This is a genomic window from Bacteroides bouchesdurhonensis (assembly GCF_900155865.1).
Taxonomy (GTDB): Bacteria; Bacteroidota; Bacteroidia; order Bacteroidales; family Bacteroidaceae; genus Bacteroides; species Bacteroides bouchesdurhonensis.
This window is the reverse complement of record NZ_LT707006.1, coordinates 3403550-3418091: the sequence shown is the minus strand read 5'-3', so window position 1 is coordinate 3418091 and position 14542 is coordinate 3403550. Positions and strand designations below refer to the sequence as shown.

Genomic DNA, 14542 nt, shown 5'->3' with positions numbered 1-14542 from the left:
TGACACATCCCCTTTTTCATATATAAAGGAATCTGTTATTTCTGCTGCAACAGGTGTTTCAAGTTTTCATCATTTGCGATACGTTCCAGTTCCTCTTGAACAATCTGCTTCACTTCCTCCTTGATGCGCCTGTAATTCGCCTGAACCGTTTCCTTCATGCGGTCGTTGCCGTCCCCGTCCGTAAAGTCGGTAATGACGGGGATTTTCTTGTAGGCTTTCTCCTCGCGCCTCACCTTCTCGGCATCCACGACAATCTCACAATGAAAAATCTTCTGCTCGATACGCTCGTTGAAGTTGTCGGACACCGAACCGACAAACATACCCTGCGTCAAGCCGGAAATCTTGCTTGGCGGGATGAGTGAATCCATCTGCGTGTTGATGGAGGTGGAAACATCCTGCCGGTTGATGGAAATGGACTGCCGTTTCTGCAACACCTTACCGAAGCGTTCGGAAAGCGTCTTGGCGGTTTCACCCACCACCTGACCGGAAAAGATATTGCCGACGGTGTTCATCACGACCTTCGCTTCTTTATCACCGTAGTCGCGCACCAACTGGCTGAAATCCTGAAAGCCCAGACACACGGCAACCTTGTTGCTTCGCGCGGTGGCGATAAGGTTGTCCAACCCCTTGAAATAAATCGTGGGCAGCTCGTCGATGATGACCGACGACTTCAGCATCCCTTTCTTGTTGATGAGTTTCACGATACGGGAGTTATACAGACCGAGAGCGGCCCCGTAGATATTCTGACGGTCGGGATTGTTGCCCACACAGAGTATTTTCGGTTCTTCGGGATTGTTGATGTCCAGCGTGAACTCGCTGTCCGACATCACCCAATAGAGCTGCGGGGAAATCATCCTTGACAAAGGGATTTTCGCGCTTGCTATCTGCCCCATCAACTGCTCCGCAGCCCCTCCGAGCCATGCGTCCATGAACGGAGAAAGATAGTTTTCCAATTCCGGGTAAGAGGTCAGTATCGGGAAAATATCCTCATAGCGGCGGTTCAGGAACTCAATCGCATGGGGGAATGTACAATACTTGCCGTTCTGGAAAATTTTGAGATACCAGATAATAGCCGCGAAAAGGATGATGGGCGATTCTACGAAAAAGTCGCCCTGCTTTTGCACCCAACTTTTATTTAAGTTGAGCATAATGGTGTACGCACTCTCATAAGCGTCCGTAATATCCTCCATGAAGTCCGGGTGAATGGGATTGCAACGGTGCGAACGTCGCGGGTCATCGAAGTTTATCACATAAAACTTCGGTTTCACCTTGTAGCCCTCCGGGTGGTTCAGCAGATGGTTGTATGCTATCGTGGACAAGTCGCTGAATTTGAAGTCGTACACATACATCGAGAAGCCCTTTTCTATCTGCTGCTTGATGAAATTATTTACCACTGCATAGGATTTACCGCTGCCCGGCGTACCCAACACGATGGAAGCCCTAAAAGGATTCACGACATTGATCCAGCCATTGTTCCAACGCTTTTTGTAGTAAAACCGTGTCGGAAGATTGACCGAATACTCGCTTTCGATAAGCCTTGTTTCCTGCATGAAACTCTCGTTTTCGTTATTGAACACATCGTCCATAAGGTTGTGCTTCAACAGACGGCTCATCCACAGACCGCCCATCAGCAGGCAGACATAACCTGCGCCGACGGTCAGAATATACAGTCCCGTCACCGCCTCTATCGGGAGCGGCAAAGCCAGTATCCACCAGTTGAGGAAGAACAGCACGAAGCCAACGGCAAGGGCTGTCCAGATTCTTCCCCAAGTGATTTTCTCACCCTTTACGCCCTTTGTCCCCAAACAGGACAAGGCAAGCAGTAGGACGGCAAACAGTTTTGTGTACAGGATGGAACGGAACAGCCCCGCCGTGCGGTTGAAGTTCATCAGGATTCTGTCCACCACGCCGATCTCCACTCCCCAGAGCCGTATGGCTTCATAACAGAACCAGTACACGTTCATGACCACTAAAATAATACTCACGGCACGCAGAAAATCCATGATTTTCGCCAACGCCCTCAAATCGTCTTCTTGTTGTGACATACATTGATTTTTTTGATTGTTGATATTTTCGATTACATTCCCAAGCCCTTGCGCTTCTTCTTTTTCTTCTTGCGCTGCATCGCCCGGATGAAGGCTTCCTCCTCGGCGTCCACTGCCGGACCTTCGGGGGCAAACAGGTTCATACCACCCGAATGGTTCTCGTATTCCCCTCCGGAATATCCTTGTTTGTCCTCTTGTCCCTCCACCATAACGGAAAGCGGAATCGACGGCTGTCCAGCGTAAGGCTGCGTGAAGTGTTCCTGCAAGGCGTTGGCGGAAAGTTCCTTGCCCATGCGTGAGCCGTTCAGCACGCAGCCCGTACGGTGGTCGATGAACGTGGCTCCGTAGATGCGCCCTTCCTCCGTGTAGCGTAGTACGGTGTCGATGCCCTTTCCTTTGAGGGTGGCTACAAACTTCTCCTTGTCATACGTGCCTTCCAGCACGGAAAGGACGGTGCGTTTCGTCATGTCGGCAAGTTTCCTCTCCTTAAACTCCTGCTTGGAACGGGCAAACTTCTTCTGTACGGCTTCATAGCCGACGGACTTCCCGAACAGCGAGGACTTGAAAGGATTGCCGACCTTGTTGCCCTTGTCGTCCGTGACGGAATAGACCAGCCCGTGATACTCACGTCTGCGCACATTGCCATGTGCTTCCTCCACTGTCATATTATATAAGGAAAGGAGGGCACGGTATTCTCCCATCGTTTGGAAACGGTATTGCCCGTTCAAAGCCTTAACGATATTCCCCACCTGCTTCTTCACGTCGCCCGCAGAGGCGTCCACCTTGCGCAGCGGCGTGTCAAGACGGCGATTCTTGCGTTCCGCGTCATGCAGCCCGTACTTCCGTTCCAGTTCGCGTGTTATCTGCTTGCTCCGGTAAAAATTGTTCCGGGTGTCTATGCTCCTGCCGTTCTCGTCCACCCTGACCGTCACGATATGCAGATGGTGGCGGTCGATGTCCTCATGCTTGAAAACGAGATACGGCTGGTTGCCGAAGCCCATCTTCTCCAGATACTCCCGTGCGATGTTCTGAAGCTCCGTGTCCGTCAAAATATCGTCGGGATGCGGATTGAGCGAGATATGCACCACCGGTTTCTCCACCTTCGACCGCACGGGCATCAGAGTGAGAAAGTCCTCCATAGCCCGGTGGATGTCCATCGTTCCCGTACCGTCATTGTAGATGCGGTTGGTTGTCAGAAGCCGCCCTTTCGCCTCGTTGATCTTCTCCCCGTTGTAGGCAAGTGCGCCATACAACGAGTTTCCTACACTGATTTTTGCGACCATTTTTCCTGCATCTCCCTTGAAAATTCCACAATCTTACGGCTCAGTTTTACGAGTTCGACGGTCTGTTGCTCCAACTTGTAAAGCAACGCCATCGCCTTTTTCTCGGAAAAATGCAGCCTCAGTTCCTTCACTACTTGGTTGTAGTTCGTGCCTATCGCGCGGAACTGCGCATGAAAATCGGACAGTTTGGTGTAGTAATCCACCAGCGTCTTGTCCACTTTCAGCACCTTGAACGGCTGCCCGAAGAAGTGCGCCTTCAGGAAAACCGACTTGGCGTTTACGCCTGACTTCTCGAACATGGAGAGGAAACGGTTGTGTTCCTCCTCACTGAAACGGACGGTGTAGCGGAACACCGCCGGGTCGAGTTTGGGATTTCTCCCGCCTTTGTTTCTTCTTTTTTCACTCATATTACTTTGGATTTAGCGGTTTGACGGCATAAGCCGCCGCTTTGAGGCACAGCACCGCAGGTTTGAGAGGCTTCCCGACTTCGGAGGGTAAGCCCGCCCCCTGCAAGGGCAAGGCGTTTTCGTGGCTGCTCAAAATGTTTTGAGCGGCTGAAAACATACCTTGCTATGTTCAGGTGAACATAAAAATCCGTCGGGGACGGATTGGGGATGATTCCTTTCAAACTCCGGGCTGCGCTACCTGCGGCGTACCCTGCCGTTCGGGTGCAAAGTTACGCCCTTAAGGCGATGTCCGACAGAGGCTTGCCCCGGACAATCAGTGCCAACCGGCGCAACGTGCTGCCACTTGCCGGAGAAGTGATACAAGTTCCAAAATATCCTTGTTTATTTGCAGTGTGATTCGGATGTGGGACTGAAAATACACTCCTTCCGCCAGATGTTCGGACAGCAATCCGGGCATCAATCCAAACGGTTGAAAACAGGTGTATGTATTCAGATAGTTTTCCAAGCACACGTCCGTGCGGACGGATAAAAGCATGGACGGTTGGACAAACCGATGAATACCCGCAGGCACAGCCGGATTAAGGAGTGAATAAATAAATGAATGGGAGTGCGTGCGTACGTACTAATGACAATACGCTACCGCCACCGGACAGATGTATAACCAAATAAATTATCAAAAAAATGAAAGAAGCAACTTATGTGGCAATCTCCACGCAGAAAGGTGGAGCGGGTAAGACAACCCTGACAGTGCTTGTAGCAAGCTATCTGCACTATGTGAAAGGCTACAACGTAGCCGTGGTGGACTGCGATTTCCCGCAGTACAGTATCCATGACATGCGCAAGCGTGACATGAAAGCCGTCATGGAGGACGGGCATTACAAGGTGCTGGCGTATGAGCAGCTCAAACGACTGAAGAAGAACCCATACACCATCAGATGCAGCCGTGCGGAAGATGCGGTAAAGACCGCCGAAAATCTGGTGGCAGCGCAGCCCGACCTCGATTTCGTGTTCTTCGACCTGCCGGGAACAATCAACAATGCCGATGTGGTGCAGACCATTTCCCAAATGGACTATATCTTCACGCCCATCATCGCCGACCGTGTGGTGATGGAGAGTTCCATCAAGTTCGCCACTGTCATCAACGAACAGATGATAAGCACGGGCAAGTCCGGCATCAAAGGGATTTACCTCGTGTGGAACATGGTGGACGGACGCGAAAAGACTGAACTTTACAAGGCATACGACAAGGTCTGTGCCGAGTTCGCCCTGCCCATTCTGGAAACACATCTACCGGACAGTAAGCGCTTCCGCAAGGAGACGGCGGCAGAACGCAAGGCGGTATTCCGCTCCACGGCGTTTCCGGCGGACAAAATACTGGTACGCGGCAGCAACCTCGACAAACTCGTCGATGAGATTCTCGGCATCATCAAAAACTGAACGGCATGGCAAAGAAAACAAGAATCGAGGACATCGACAGCGAAGCCGTAATCAACTCATTTCGACTGGACGATACAAGCATTCCGCCGGAAGCGAGAAGCACGGACGGGAACGCTCCTGTCCCACCTCCGAAAGAAGCGATACAAGAAGCCGTTTCTCCACCCGCCTCGCACTCCAAAGAGGAGCCGGAACGCAGGCGCAGGAACAGCAAGCCGGAAAAATTGGATTATGACACAGTATTCATATGCGGTTCCAATATCACGGCAAGGCTCGGCAAGCAGGTCTATATCCGCAAGGAGTACCACGACCGCATACAGAAGATGCTTCATGTAATCGGAGGCAACGAAGTGACTATCGCGGCATTTCTTGACAACGTGCTGACACACCATTTCACGCTGTTCCAAGACGAGATAGCCGAATCGTTCAAACGGCACATGGAATCCTATAATTTATAAACACTCAAAAACAACAAAGAAGTATGAAAAGAACAAATAAGAACCGTCAGGCTGAGTATCTGCAAACAGGAAAGAGTGAAAGAACCGCTGTCCGTGCAGCAAAGTGTGTAACCGACTACGGGCAGGAAAATACCGACGTTGACTTCCGCAAGGATAAAGGCAGAGACAAACCGCTCTCGACTTTCCTGCAAGCATCGGAAATCAAAACGCGGCAATGTATATACATCAGCCGAGAAATTCATGAGAAAGTCGCTATCGTTACCAGTCGGATGGGAAACGGTTTGAGCATCGGCAAGTTTGTGGATAACATCCTCCGCGACCATTTCCGACAATACGGGCAGCAGTACATGGAACAGATTGAAAACGTCCAAAAAGTAAGATTATGACAAAGGCGTTTTTAATCGTATCGGTTGCTTGCAACGTGTGGTTTCTGTTTCTGCTGTTCTATGACCGCATCATGGACACGAAGCTCATCCGTTTCTTCAGACATATTGCCGGGCTGTGGCGGTCATTGGACAGTACGGTGGCAGAGCAAGGAAAGGATAAGGAAATACCTCACGCAGACACCTCGGACATCATTGGCAAGAGCCGTTTCAAGATGGCATCGACCCGGACAACCGCTGCCATACCGACGCAAGAAGCCGCCACTTCGGAAAAAGGCATTGAGCTGTCGGAGGAAGAGGCTACTTTTGACGACGGAAACACGGAAACCGTCTCACGCCCGACACAAGTACCGGAGGACAAACTCGATGAAACCTTCACGAGCATCCCGCCCTCGGAACTGGAGTACGGAGAAGATGAACCGGAGGATGAAGAACCAGACAAAAAGCAGGCTTCGGGAAGTAGCTTCGAGGATATTGACATGGCAGTACACACCATACGGAAGGAATCACCATCCGATGAGGAAATGCGACACGCCGGAAAGGTCATGACGGAACTGGACGGGACAGAGCTTTTCACAAGAATAACGGAACGCCTGACCGATGAAGCAATGAGCGAGAGGATTGCAAAGGCGATGGCAGTTTTCGTGGACACGGTGAACATGACCGTGACACAACAAAAGGAAAAGGTGTTCGTGATTCCCGACAACATCGAGGAGTTCGACTTCCGAAACTATGTATAACAACTAAAAAAGAATGGAAATGAAAACGTAAAATGACGACACCCACGCGCACGGCGGTACAAGGTACAGCCAACCCGCAACGGACAGCCCCAAGTCCGTAGAAACAAACGGGCAACCACTAAAACCAAAGTAAAGTAATCAAGTATCAACCGCCCGAAAAAGGACTATCCACCCTTTGGACGGCACAAAAAAGAACAGTTTATGAACAAGAACATCAGACAAAAGTTAATCATCGCTGCGGCACTTATGATTGCCGCAACCGCCTCCGCTTTCGCACAGGGAAACGGTCTGGCTGGCATCAACGAAGCCACCTCTATGGTGAGTTCGTATTTCGACCCCGGCACGAAATTAATCTACGCCATCGGCGCGGTAGTCGGGCTTATCGGTGGCGTGAAAGTGTACGGAAAATTCTCGTCCGGAGACCCGGACACCTCGAAGACCGCCGCCTCGTGGTTCGGGGCTTGTATCTTCTTGATTGTCGCCGCCACTATCCTGCGCTCATTCTTCCTTTAATAAACAATGTATGGCTGAATACCCGATAAACAAGGGTATCGGCCGTCCGGTCGAGTTCAAGGGTTTGAAGGCTCAGTACCTCTTCATCTTCTGCGGAGGTCTGCTGGCTCTCTTCGTCCTGTTCGTCATCCTCTATATGGTCGGCATCGACCAGTGGATATGTATCGGCTTCGGCGCGGCATCGTCTTCCGTCCTCGTATGGCAGACCTTCGCGCTGAACGCCCGGTACGGCGAACACGGGCTGATGAAATTGGGAGCGGCAAGGAGCCATCCCCGATACCTTATCAACCGACGGCGGATCACCCGATTACTCAAACGGCAACGAAAGGAAGAAACGACATGAGAAATACATCCAAAATGACAACACTGGAAAACAAGTTCCCCCTGCTGGCGGTGGAGCATGGCTGCATCATCTCCAAAGACGCCGACATCACGGTGGCTTTTGAGGTGGAACTGCCGGAGCTTTACACCGTGACGGGCGCAGAGTACGAGGCGATACACGGCTGCTGGTGCAAGGCTATCAAGGTGCTACCGTACTTCTGCGTCGTGCATAAGCAGGATTGGTTCATCAAGGAGAAATATATGCCGGAGTTACAGAAGGACGACATGAGTTTCTTGAGCCGTTCCTTTGAACGCCACTTCAACGAGCGTCCGTACCTGAAACACTCCTGCTATCTCTACTTGACCAAGACGACGAAAGAACGTAACCGTATGCAGAGCAACTTCAGTACGCTGTGCCGGGGACATATCATCCCGAAGGAGCTGGACAAGGAAACCGCCGGGAAGTTCATGGAGGCCGCCGAACAGTTCGAGCGCATCATGAACGACAGCGGCTTTGTGAGGCTGCGCCGCCTCTCCACCGACGAGATTGTCGGGACGGAGAAGTCCGCCGGGCTGATAGAGCGTTACTTCTCGCTCATGCCCGAAGGCGACACGACCTTGCAGGACATCGACCTCTCGGCAAAAGAAATGCGTATCGGTGACAACCGCCTGTGCCTGCACACCCTCTCCGACGCGGAGGATATGCCAGGAAAGGTGGCTACCGACATCCGCTACGAGAAACTCTCCACCGACCGCTCGGACTGTCGCCTCTCCTTCGCCTCCCCCGTGGGGCTGCTGCTTTCCTGCAACCACATCTATAACCAGTATGTGATTATCGACAACAGCGAGGAAAATTTGCAGAAGTTCGAGAAGTCCGCAAGGAATATGCAGTCGCTATCCCGATACAGCCGGAGCAACAGCATCAACCGCGAGTGGATAGACCAGTACCTGAACGAAGCCCATTCCTACGGGCTGACCTCGGTACGGGCGCACTTCAACGTCATGGCGTGGAGCGATGACGCGGAGGAACTGAAGCATATCAAGAACGATGTGGGCAGCCAGCTGGCAAGCATGGAGTGCGTGCCGCGCCACAATACCATCGACTGCCCGACGCTCTACTGGGCGGCGATGCCCGGCAACGCGGCGGACTTCCCGGCGGAAGAGAGTTTCCACACCTTCATCGAGCAGGCGGTGTGCCTCTTCACGGAGGAAACCAACTACCGCAGTTCGCTCTCGCCCTTCGGCATCAAGATGGTGGACAGGCTTACGGGAAAACCGTTGCACCTCGACATCAGCGACCTGCCGATGAAGCGGGGTATCACGACCAACCGCAACAAGTTCGTGTTGGGTCCTTCGGGCAGCGGCAAATCCTTTTTTATGAACCACCTCGTGAGGCAATACTACGAGCAGGGTACGCACGTGGTGCTGGTGGACACGGGAAACTCCTATCAGGGCTTGTGCGAGATGATCCGGTGCAAGACAAACGGGGCGGACGGCGTGTACTTCACCTACACGGAGGAGAAACCGATTTCGTTCAACCCGTTCTACACCGATGATTACGTGTTCGACGTGGAGAAAAAGGACAGCATCAAGACATTGCTGCTGACGCTCTGGAAGTCGGAGGACGACAAAGTGACGAAGACGGAGAGCGGCGAACTGGGCAGTGCGGTGAACGCCTATATCGAGCGTATCAGGGCTGACCGGAGCATCGTCCCCTCGTTCAACACCTTCTACGAGTATATGCGCGACGACTACCGCCGCGAACTGGCGGAACGTGAGATAAAGGTGGAGAAGTCCGACTTCAACATCGACAATATGCTCACCACCATGCGGCAGTATTACCGGGACGGACGCTACGACTTCCTGCTCAACTCCACGGAGAACATCGACCTGCTCGGCAAGCGGTTCATCGTCTTCGAGATTGACAGTATAAAGGAAAATCGCGAGCTTTTCCCTGTGGTGACCATCATCATCATGGAAGCCTTCATCAACAAGATGCGCCGATTGAAAGGCGTAAGGAAACAGTTGATAGTGGAAGAGGCTTGGAAGGCTCTATCTTCGGCGAACATGGCTGAGTACCTGCGCTATATGTACAAGACCGTGCGCAAGTATTACGGGGAGGCAATCGTGGTGACGCAGGAGGTGGACGACATCATTTCCTCGCCCGTCGTCAAGGAGAGCATCATCAACAACTCCGACTGCAAGATACTCCTTGACCAGCGGAAGTACATGAACAAGTTTGATGCCATACAGTCCCTGTTGGGTCTGACGGAGAAAGAGAAGTCGCAGATACTCTCCATCAACATGGCGAACAACCCGTCAAGGCTCTACAAGGAAGTGTGGATAGGACTGGGCGGCACGCAGTCGGCAGTCTATGCCACCGAAGTTAGTGCTGAAGAGTATCTGGCGTACACCACCGAAGAAACGGAAAAAGTAGAGGTTTACCGTCTGGCGGAACAGTTGGGCGGCGACATTGAAGCCGTCATCCGGCAGCTTGCCGAAAGGCGGAGAAAAAAGGAATAAATAGAAACAGATTCATCAACTAAAAAAGAAAATGCGTATGAGTATATCAAGAACGAAAATGCTGCAAGTCAGCAAGTGTTTAATCGGGCTGGCGGTCATGGTGCTGCAATCCTGCGACATAACGGACAACCGACGCGACCTGCTTTGCGGAAACTGGGAGAGCGTGGAGGGAAAGCCCGACGTGCTTATCTACAAGGAGGGCGAAGCCTATAAGGTGACGGTATTCAAGCGGAGCGGCATCCGCCGCAAGCTGAAGCCGGAAACCTATCTCTTGCAGGAGGAGAACGGCAATCTGTTCATGAACACCGGATTCCGCATCGACGTGTCCTACAACGAGGCGACGGACATCCTGACCTTCTCGCCGAACGGGGACTACGTGCGTGTGAACCCGAAACCGGACCATCCGATAGGCGAGCAATAAATAATGAAATCCACTAAAATCCAAAGTAACATGAGAACAAGAATAACACTTATTATCTGCCTGTGCCTGTTTGCAGTCGGCAGGGCAAGCGCACAGTGGGCGGTGATAGACCCGTCCAACATCGCGCAGAGCATCGTGAACACCTCGAAGAACGTGGTACACACTTCCACGACCGCCCAGAATATGATAAAAAATTTTCAAGAGACCGTGAAGATTTACGAGCAGGGCAAGAAGTATTACGACGCACTCAAATCCGTGAACAATCTGGTAAAGGACGCCCGGAAGGTGCAGCAGACCATCCTGATGGTGGGTGACATCACCGACACCTATGTGACCAGTTTCCAGAAGATGATGCGTGACGATAACTTCACGGTGGAGGAACTGGGAGCCATCGCCTTTGGCTACACCAAGTTATTGGAGGAATCCAACGATGTGCTGACGGAACTGAAGAATGTGGTGAATATCACCACGCTCTCCATGACGGACAAGGAGCGCATGGACGTGGTGGAACGCTGCTACTCCAAAATGAAGCGTTACCGCAACCTCGTGAGCTACTACACCAACAAGAACATTAGCGTGAGTTACCTGCGTGCGAAGAAGAAAAACGACCTTGACCGCATCATGGGGCTGTACGGGAACATGAACGAAAGATATTGGTAGCCTATGAATTTCGACAACCTTCACCAAATTCTGCGCTCGCTCTACGAACAGATGATGCCGCTATGTGGGGACATGGCGGGCGTGGCGAAAGGCATCGCCGGGCTGGGCGCACTCTTTTATGTGGCCTACCGGGTATGGCAGTCGCTGGCGAGAGCCGAACCGATAGACGTGTTCCCTATGCTCCGCCCGTTCGCTATCGGTCTGTGCATCATGTTCTTTCCGACGGTGGTACTGGGTACGATAAACAGCATCATGTCGCCCGTCGTGCAGGGTACGGCAAAGATGCTGGAGGCGGAAACGCTGGACATGAACCGATACCGTGAGCAGAAGGACAAACTGGAGTACGAAGCGATGATGCGCAATCCCGAAACCGCCTACCTCGTGTCAAATGAGGAGTTTGACAAACAACTGGAAGAACTGGGCTGGTCGCCCGGCGACATGGTGACGATGGCGGGGATGTACATCGAGCGCGGGATGTACAACATGAAGAAGGGCATCCGCGACTTCTTCCGCGAGATACTGGAACTGATGTTCCAAGCCGCCGCCCTCGTGATAGACACCATCCGCACGTTCTTCCTCGTGGTGCTGGCGATACTCGGTCCGATAGCCTTCGCCATATCGGTGTGGGACGGCTTCCAAAGCACGCTTACACAGTGGATATGCCGCTACATACAGGTCTATCTGTGGCTGCCCGTGTCGGATATGTTCAGCACCATACTGGCGAAGATACAAGTGCTGATGCTGCAAAGCGACATCGAACGGATGCAGGCTGACCCGAACTTCTCGCTGGATTCGAGCGACGGGGTGTACATCGTCTTCATGATAATCGGCATCATTGGTTACTTCACCATCCCCACGGTAGCAGGCTGGATTATCCAAGCCGGAGGCATGGGAAGCTACGGTCGCAACGTGAACCAGACGGCAGGACGAGCCGGAAGTATGGCGGGCAGCGTGGCGGGCGCAGCCGCAGGAAACGTGGTCGGACGTGTCGGGAAGCTGCTGAAATAATCAACTGACAATTAAAAACGAATAAACAACAATGGAATTTAAGTCACTTAAAAACATCGAATCATCGTTCAGGCAGATACGCCTGTTCGGTATCGTCTTCCTCTCGTTGTGTGCCGTAATAACGGTATGGAGCGTGTGGAGTTCCTACCGCTTCGCGGAGCGGCAACGGGAAAAGATTTACGTGCTGGACAACGGCAAGTCGCTGATGCTGGCTCTCTCGCAAGACTTGTCGCAGAACCGTCCGGCAGAAGCGAGGGAACACGTGCGCCGTTTCCACGAGCTGTTCTTCACGCTCTCACCCGAAAAGAGCGCGATAGAGCATAACGTGAAACGCGCCCTGCTATTAGCGGACAAAAGCGTGTACAACTACTATTCGGACTTTGCCGAGAAGGGGTACTACAACCGCATCATCGCCGGGAACATCAATCAGGTGTTGAAGGTGGACAGCGTGGTGTGCGATTTCAACGGCTATCCCTACCGTGCCGTGACCTACGCCACGCAGAAGATCATCCGGCAGAGCAACGTCACCGAGCGCAGCCTCGTGACTACGTGCCGCCTCTTGAACTCGTCCCGTTCGGACGACAATCCCAACGGTTTCACCATCGAGGGATTCACCATCATCGAGAACAAGGATTTACAAACCATCAAAAGGTAAACGGACATGAAGAAAATCAAAAAATCATTTTGGCGTGCGTACTGGAAGCTCCACGACAAAAAGAAAATGCTGGTGGCAAGGCTCAAAGGCTATCTGGACGGTTTGCCCCCGAAGACACGCAGGCGCATCGTGCTGGCGATGCTCGCCGCCTTTGCGGTGCTTGCCCTCTACACCTTCGGCAAAGCCGTCTATGAAATCGGCAGGAATGACGGCAGCCGGATGGTAACAGACCATGCCGGACAGGTGGAACTGTCCATAAAGCCGGACAACAATCATAATGTAATACCTTATTTATATGGAACAGACGAAGAATGAACCTAAAAACGAGAACAAGGCGGCTCCCGACAACGGGAAACCGAAGAAGGAGCGCAAGCCGCTGACCGAAGCCCAAAGGCTGAAACGTCAGAAAATGATAGTGCTGCCCGCTATAGTGCTGGTATTCATCGGTGCTATGTGGCTGACATTCGCCCCGTCTTCCGACAAGGAGCAGCAACCGGGAACGGGTGGTTACAACATCGAAATGCCCGACGCTGACAAGGCGAACCGCCAGATCATCGGCGACAAGGCGAAAGCCTACGAACAGGGAGCAATGGAGGAACGGCAGGAGAACCGCAGCCGCGCCATGCAGGAACTGGGCGATATGTTCGACCGCGAGGTGGCGGAAACGGACGGCGGCAGGGACTTCGACCTTGCTAATCCCGGAAATGCGGAAGATGCAACAGCAAAATCATCCGCTCCGAAAACCATCCAATCCTCCGCAGCTGCCTACCGCGACCTCAATACCACGCTCGGCAACTTCTATGAGCAGCCGAAGAACGACAACGCGGAAATGGACGAACTGTTGGAGCGTATCGCCTCGCTGGAATCGGAACTGGAAACCGAGAAAGGCAAGGCATCCTCTATGGATGATCAAGTGGCACTCATGGAAAAGTCCTACGAGCTGGCGGCGAAGTACATGGGCGGTCAGAACGGTACACAGCCACCTGTCGGACAGGCGGCAGAACCTTACCATGTGCAGAAAGCCGGAAAGAACACGGCTGCACCTGTCAGGCAGGTAACGCATCAGGTGGTATCTTCGCTCTCACAGCCGATGAGCAACGCTGAGTTTGTCGCCTCCTTCTCGCAGGAGCGCAACCGCAGTTTCAATACGGCGGTGGGTGTCACGACTGTATCGGACAGGAACACCATATCGGCGTGTGTCTATGGGGCGCAGAGTGTGACTGACGGGCAGGCGGTAAGATTACGGCTGCTGGAGCCGATGGCAGTGGCGGACAAAATCATACCCCGCAATGCAGTGGTGGTAGGCACGGCAAAGATTCAGGGCGAACGACTCGATATTGAAATTACTTCGCTGGAGTACGCAGGTACGATTATACCGGTAGAACTGGCGGTGTATGACACGGACGGACAGCCCGGCATCTTCATTCCAAACTCGATGGAGATGAACGCCGTCAGGGAGGTTGCCGCCAACATGGGCGGCTCGCTGGGCAGCAGCATTAATATCTCCACCAACGCAGGGGCGCAGCTCGCCTCCGACTTGGGCAAGGGGCTGATACAAGGCACGAGCCAGTATATCGCCAAGAAGATGCGTACCGTCAAGGTGCATCTGAAATCCGGATACAAGGTCATGCTATATCAGGACAGAGATTGAAAACAATAACAATCAACGACTAAAAAAACAACAACCAAAT

At 52.6% G+C, this 14542-nt stretch carries 17 protein-coding genes; 13 read left to right on the top strand and 4 right to left on the bottom strand.

Annotated elements, in window-relative coordinates; all coding sequences use genetic code 11:
- Positions 1–35: 35 nt before the first annotated feature.
- The 4 genes from mobC to CZ225_RS23915 all read right to left on the bottom strand — a co-directional run bounded on the left by mobC (position 36) and on the right by CZ225_RS23915 (position 4270).
- Positions 36–2045: a conjugal transfer protein MobC gene (gene mobC / locus CZ225_RS14575; protein WP_005643908.1), complete on the bottom strand. Its 2010-nt coding sequence runs from the start codon at positions 2043–2045 to the stop codon at positions 36–38.
- Between the two features lie 32 nt (positions 2046–2077).
- Positions 2078–3328, bottom strand: coding sequence for a conjugal transfer protein MobB (mobB, locus tag CZ225_RS14570; protein WP_077154586.1), 1251 nt, complete (start codon positions 3326–3328; stop codon positions 2078–2080).
- Positions 3307–3735: a conjugal transfer protein MobA gene (gene mobA, locus CZ225_RS14565; RefSeq protein WP_077154585.1), complete on the bottom strand. Its 429-nt coding sequence runs from the start codon at positions 3733–3735 to the stop codon at positions 3307–3309. The genes mobB and mobA overlap by 22 nt, the downstream gene beginning before the upstream one ends.
- Positions 3736–4048: 313 nt before the next feature.
- Positions 4049–4270, bottom strand: a complete 222-nt coding sequence (locus tag CZ225_RS23915; RefSeq protein WP_049100626.1) for a hypothetical protein — start codon at positions 4268–4270, stop codon at positions 4049–4051.
- A gap of 146 nt (positions 4271–4416) precedes the next feature.
- On the opposite strand from CZ225_RS23915, the gene CZ225_RS14550 reads away from it, so the two are divergent.
- From CZ225_RS14550 to traM, 13 genes are all read left to right on the top strand, one after another.
- On the top strand, positions 4417–5172 hold the full coding sequence (locus CZ225_RS14550) for a ParA family protein (RefSeq protein WP_005643916.1): 756 nt from the start codon (positions 4417–4419) through the stop codon (positions 5170–5172).
- A 5-nt stretch (positions 5173–5177) separates the two neighbouring features.
- Positions 5178–5627, top strand: a complete 450-nt coding sequence (locus CZ225_RS14545; RefSeq protein WP_004311202.1) for a DUF3408 domain-containing protein — start codon at positions 5178–5180, stop codon at positions 5625–5627.
- A complete protein-coding gene (locus CZ225_RS14540; RefSeq protein ID WP_310591316.1) occupies positions 5624–6013 on the top strand; it encodes a DUF3408 domain-containing protein in 390 nt (129 codons plus the stop codon). The genes CZ225_RS14545 and CZ225_RS14540 overlap by 4 nt, the downstream gene beginning before the upstream one ends.
- Positions 6010–6750: a hypothetical protein gene (locus tag CZ225_RS14535; RefSeq protein ID WP_005643920.1), complete on the top strand. Its 741-nt coding sequence runs from the start codon at positions 6010–6012 to the stop codon at positions 6748–6750. The genes CZ225_RS14540 and CZ225_RS14535 overlap by 4 nt, the downstream gene beginning before the upstream one ends.
- Positions 6751–6951: 201 nt before the next feature.
- Positions 6952–7263, top strand: a complete 312-nt coding sequence (locus CZ225_RS14525) for a DUF4134 domain-containing protein (RefSeq protein ID WP_004311205.1) — start codon at positions 6952–6954, stop codon at positions 7261–7263.
- A gap of 10 nt (positions 7264–7273) precedes the next feature.
- Positions 7274–7606: a DUF4133 domain-containing protein gene (locus tag CZ225_RS14520; RefSeq protein ID WP_004311206.1), complete on the top strand. Its 333-nt coding sequence runs from the start codon at positions 7274–7276 to the stop codon at positions 7604–7606.
- Entirely contained in the window at positions 7603–10107 is a 2505-nt protein-coding gene (locus tag CZ225_RS14515; RefSeq protein WP_077154583.1) for a TraG family conjugative transposon ATPase, read from the top strand. The genes CZ225_RS14520 and CZ225_RS14515 overlap by 4 nt, the downstream gene beginning before the upstream one ends.
- A 37-nt stretch (positions 10108–10144) precedes the next feature.
- Positions 10145–10528 carry a DUF3876 domain-containing protein gene (locus tag CZ225_RS14510; RefSeq protein ID WP_004308928.1) on the top strand — a complete coding sequence of 128 codons (384 nt, stop codon included), beginning with the start codon at positions 10145–10147 and terminating at the stop codon, positions 10526–10528.
- 30 nt (positions 10529–10558) lie between these two features.
- On the top strand, positions 10559–11188 hold the full coding sequence (locus CZ225_RS14505) for a DUF4141 domain-containing protein (RefSeq protein ID WP_004308927.1): 630 nt from the start codon (positions 10559–10561) through the stop codon (positions 11186–11188).
- Between the two features lie 3 nt (positions 11189–11191).
- Positions 11192–12196, top strand: coding sequence for a conjugative transposon protein TraJ (gene traJ / locus CZ225_RS14500; protein ID WP_004308926.1), 1005 nt, complete (start codon positions 11192–11194; stop codon positions 12194–12196).
- Between the two features lie 31 nt (positions 12197–12227).
- Positions 12228–12851 carry a conjugative transposon protein TraK gene (gene traK / locus CZ225_RS14495; protein WP_004308925.1) on the top strand — a complete coding sequence of 208 codons (624 nt, stop codon included), beginning with the start codon at positions 12228–12230 and terminating at the stop codon, positions 12849–12851.
- 6 nt (positions 12852–12857) lie between these two features.
- On the top strand, positions 12858–13166 hold the full coding sequence (locus CZ225_RS14490) for a TraL conjugative transposon family protein (protein WP_004308924.1): 309 nt from the start codon (positions 12858–12860) through the stop codon (positions 13164–13166).
- Positions 13147–14502: a conjugative transposon protein TraM gene (traM, locus tag CZ225_RS14485; RefSeq protein ID WP_053397342.1), complete on the top strand. Its 1356-nt coding sequence runs from the start codon at positions 13147–13149 to the stop codon at positions 14500–14502. Before CZ225_RS14490 ends, traM begins: the two co-directional genes overlap by 20 nt.
- The last annotated feature ends 40 nt before the right edge of the window (positions 14503–14542 follow it).

What these genes read in the sequence shown, in the direction of transcription:
- CZ225_RS14510 (WP_004308928.1), top strand. Translation starts at nt 10,145, where the DNA reads ATGAGTATATCAAGAACGAAAATGCTGCAAGTCAGCAAGTGTTTAATC.
- CZ225_RS14525 (WP_004311205.1), top strand. Translation starts at nt 6,952, where the DNA reads ATGAACAAGAACATCAGACAAAAGTTAATCATCGCTGCGGCACTTATG.
- CZ225_RS23915 (WP_049100626.1), bottom strand. Translation starts at nt 4,270, where the DNA reads ATGCTTTTATCCGTCCGCACGGACGTGTGCTTGGAAAACTATCTGAAT.
- CZ225_RS14515 (WP_077154583.1), top strand. Translation starts at nt 7,603, where the DNA reads ATGAGAAATACATCCAAAATGACAACACTGGAAAACAAGTTCCCCCTG.
- CZ225_RS14520 (WP_004311206.1), top strand. Translation starts at nt 7,274, where the DNA reads ATGGCTGAATACCCGATAAACAAGGGTATCGGCCGTCCGGTCGAGTTC.
- traK (WP_004308925.1), top strand. Translation starts at nt 12,228, where the DNA reads ATGGAATTTAAGTCACTTAAAAACATCGAATCATCGTTCAGGCAGATA.
- traM (WP_053397342.1), top strand. Translation starts at nt 13,147, where the DNA reads ATGGAACAGACGAAGAATGAACCTAAAAACGAGAACAAGGCGGCTCCC.
- CZ225_RS14550 (WP_005643916.1), top strand. Translation starts at nt 4,417, where the DNA reads ATGAAAGAAGCAACTTATGTGGCAATCTCCACGCAGAAAGGTGGAGCG.
- CZ225_RS14545 (WP_004311202.1), top strand. Translation starts at nt 5,178, where the DNA reads ATGGCAAAGAAAACAAGAATCGAGGACATCGACAGCGAAGCCGTAATC.
- traJ (WP_004308926.1), top strand. Translation starts at nt 11,192, where the DNA reads ATGAATTTCGACAACCTTCACCAAATTCTGCGCTCGCTCTACGAACAG.
- CZ225_RS14490 (WP_004308924.1), top strand. Translation starts at nt 12,858, where the DNA reads ATGAAGAAAATCAAAAAATCATTTTGGCGTGCGTACTGGAAGCTCCAC.
- CZ225_RS14535 (WP_005643920.1), top strand. Translation starts at nt 6,010, where the DNA reads ATGACAAAGGCGTTTTTAATCGTATCGGTTGCTTGCAACGTGTGGTTT.
- CZ225_RS14505 (WP_004308927.1), top strand. Translation starts at nt 10,559, where the DNA reads ATGAGAACAAGAATAACACTTATTATCTGCCTGTGCCTGTTTGCAGTC.
- mobA (WP_077154585.1), bottom strand. Translation starts at nt 3,735, where the DNA reads ATGAGTGAAAAAAGAAGAAACAAAGGCGGGAGAAATCCCAAACTCGAC.
- mobB (WP_077154586.1), bottom strand. Translation starts at nt 3,328, where the DNA reads ATGGTCGCAAAAATCAGTGTAGGAAACTCGTTGTATGGCGCACTTGCC.
- mobC (WP_005643908.1), bottom strand. Translation starts at nt 2,045, where the DNA reads ATGTCACAACAAGAAGACGATTTGAGGGCGTTGGCGAAAATCATGGAT.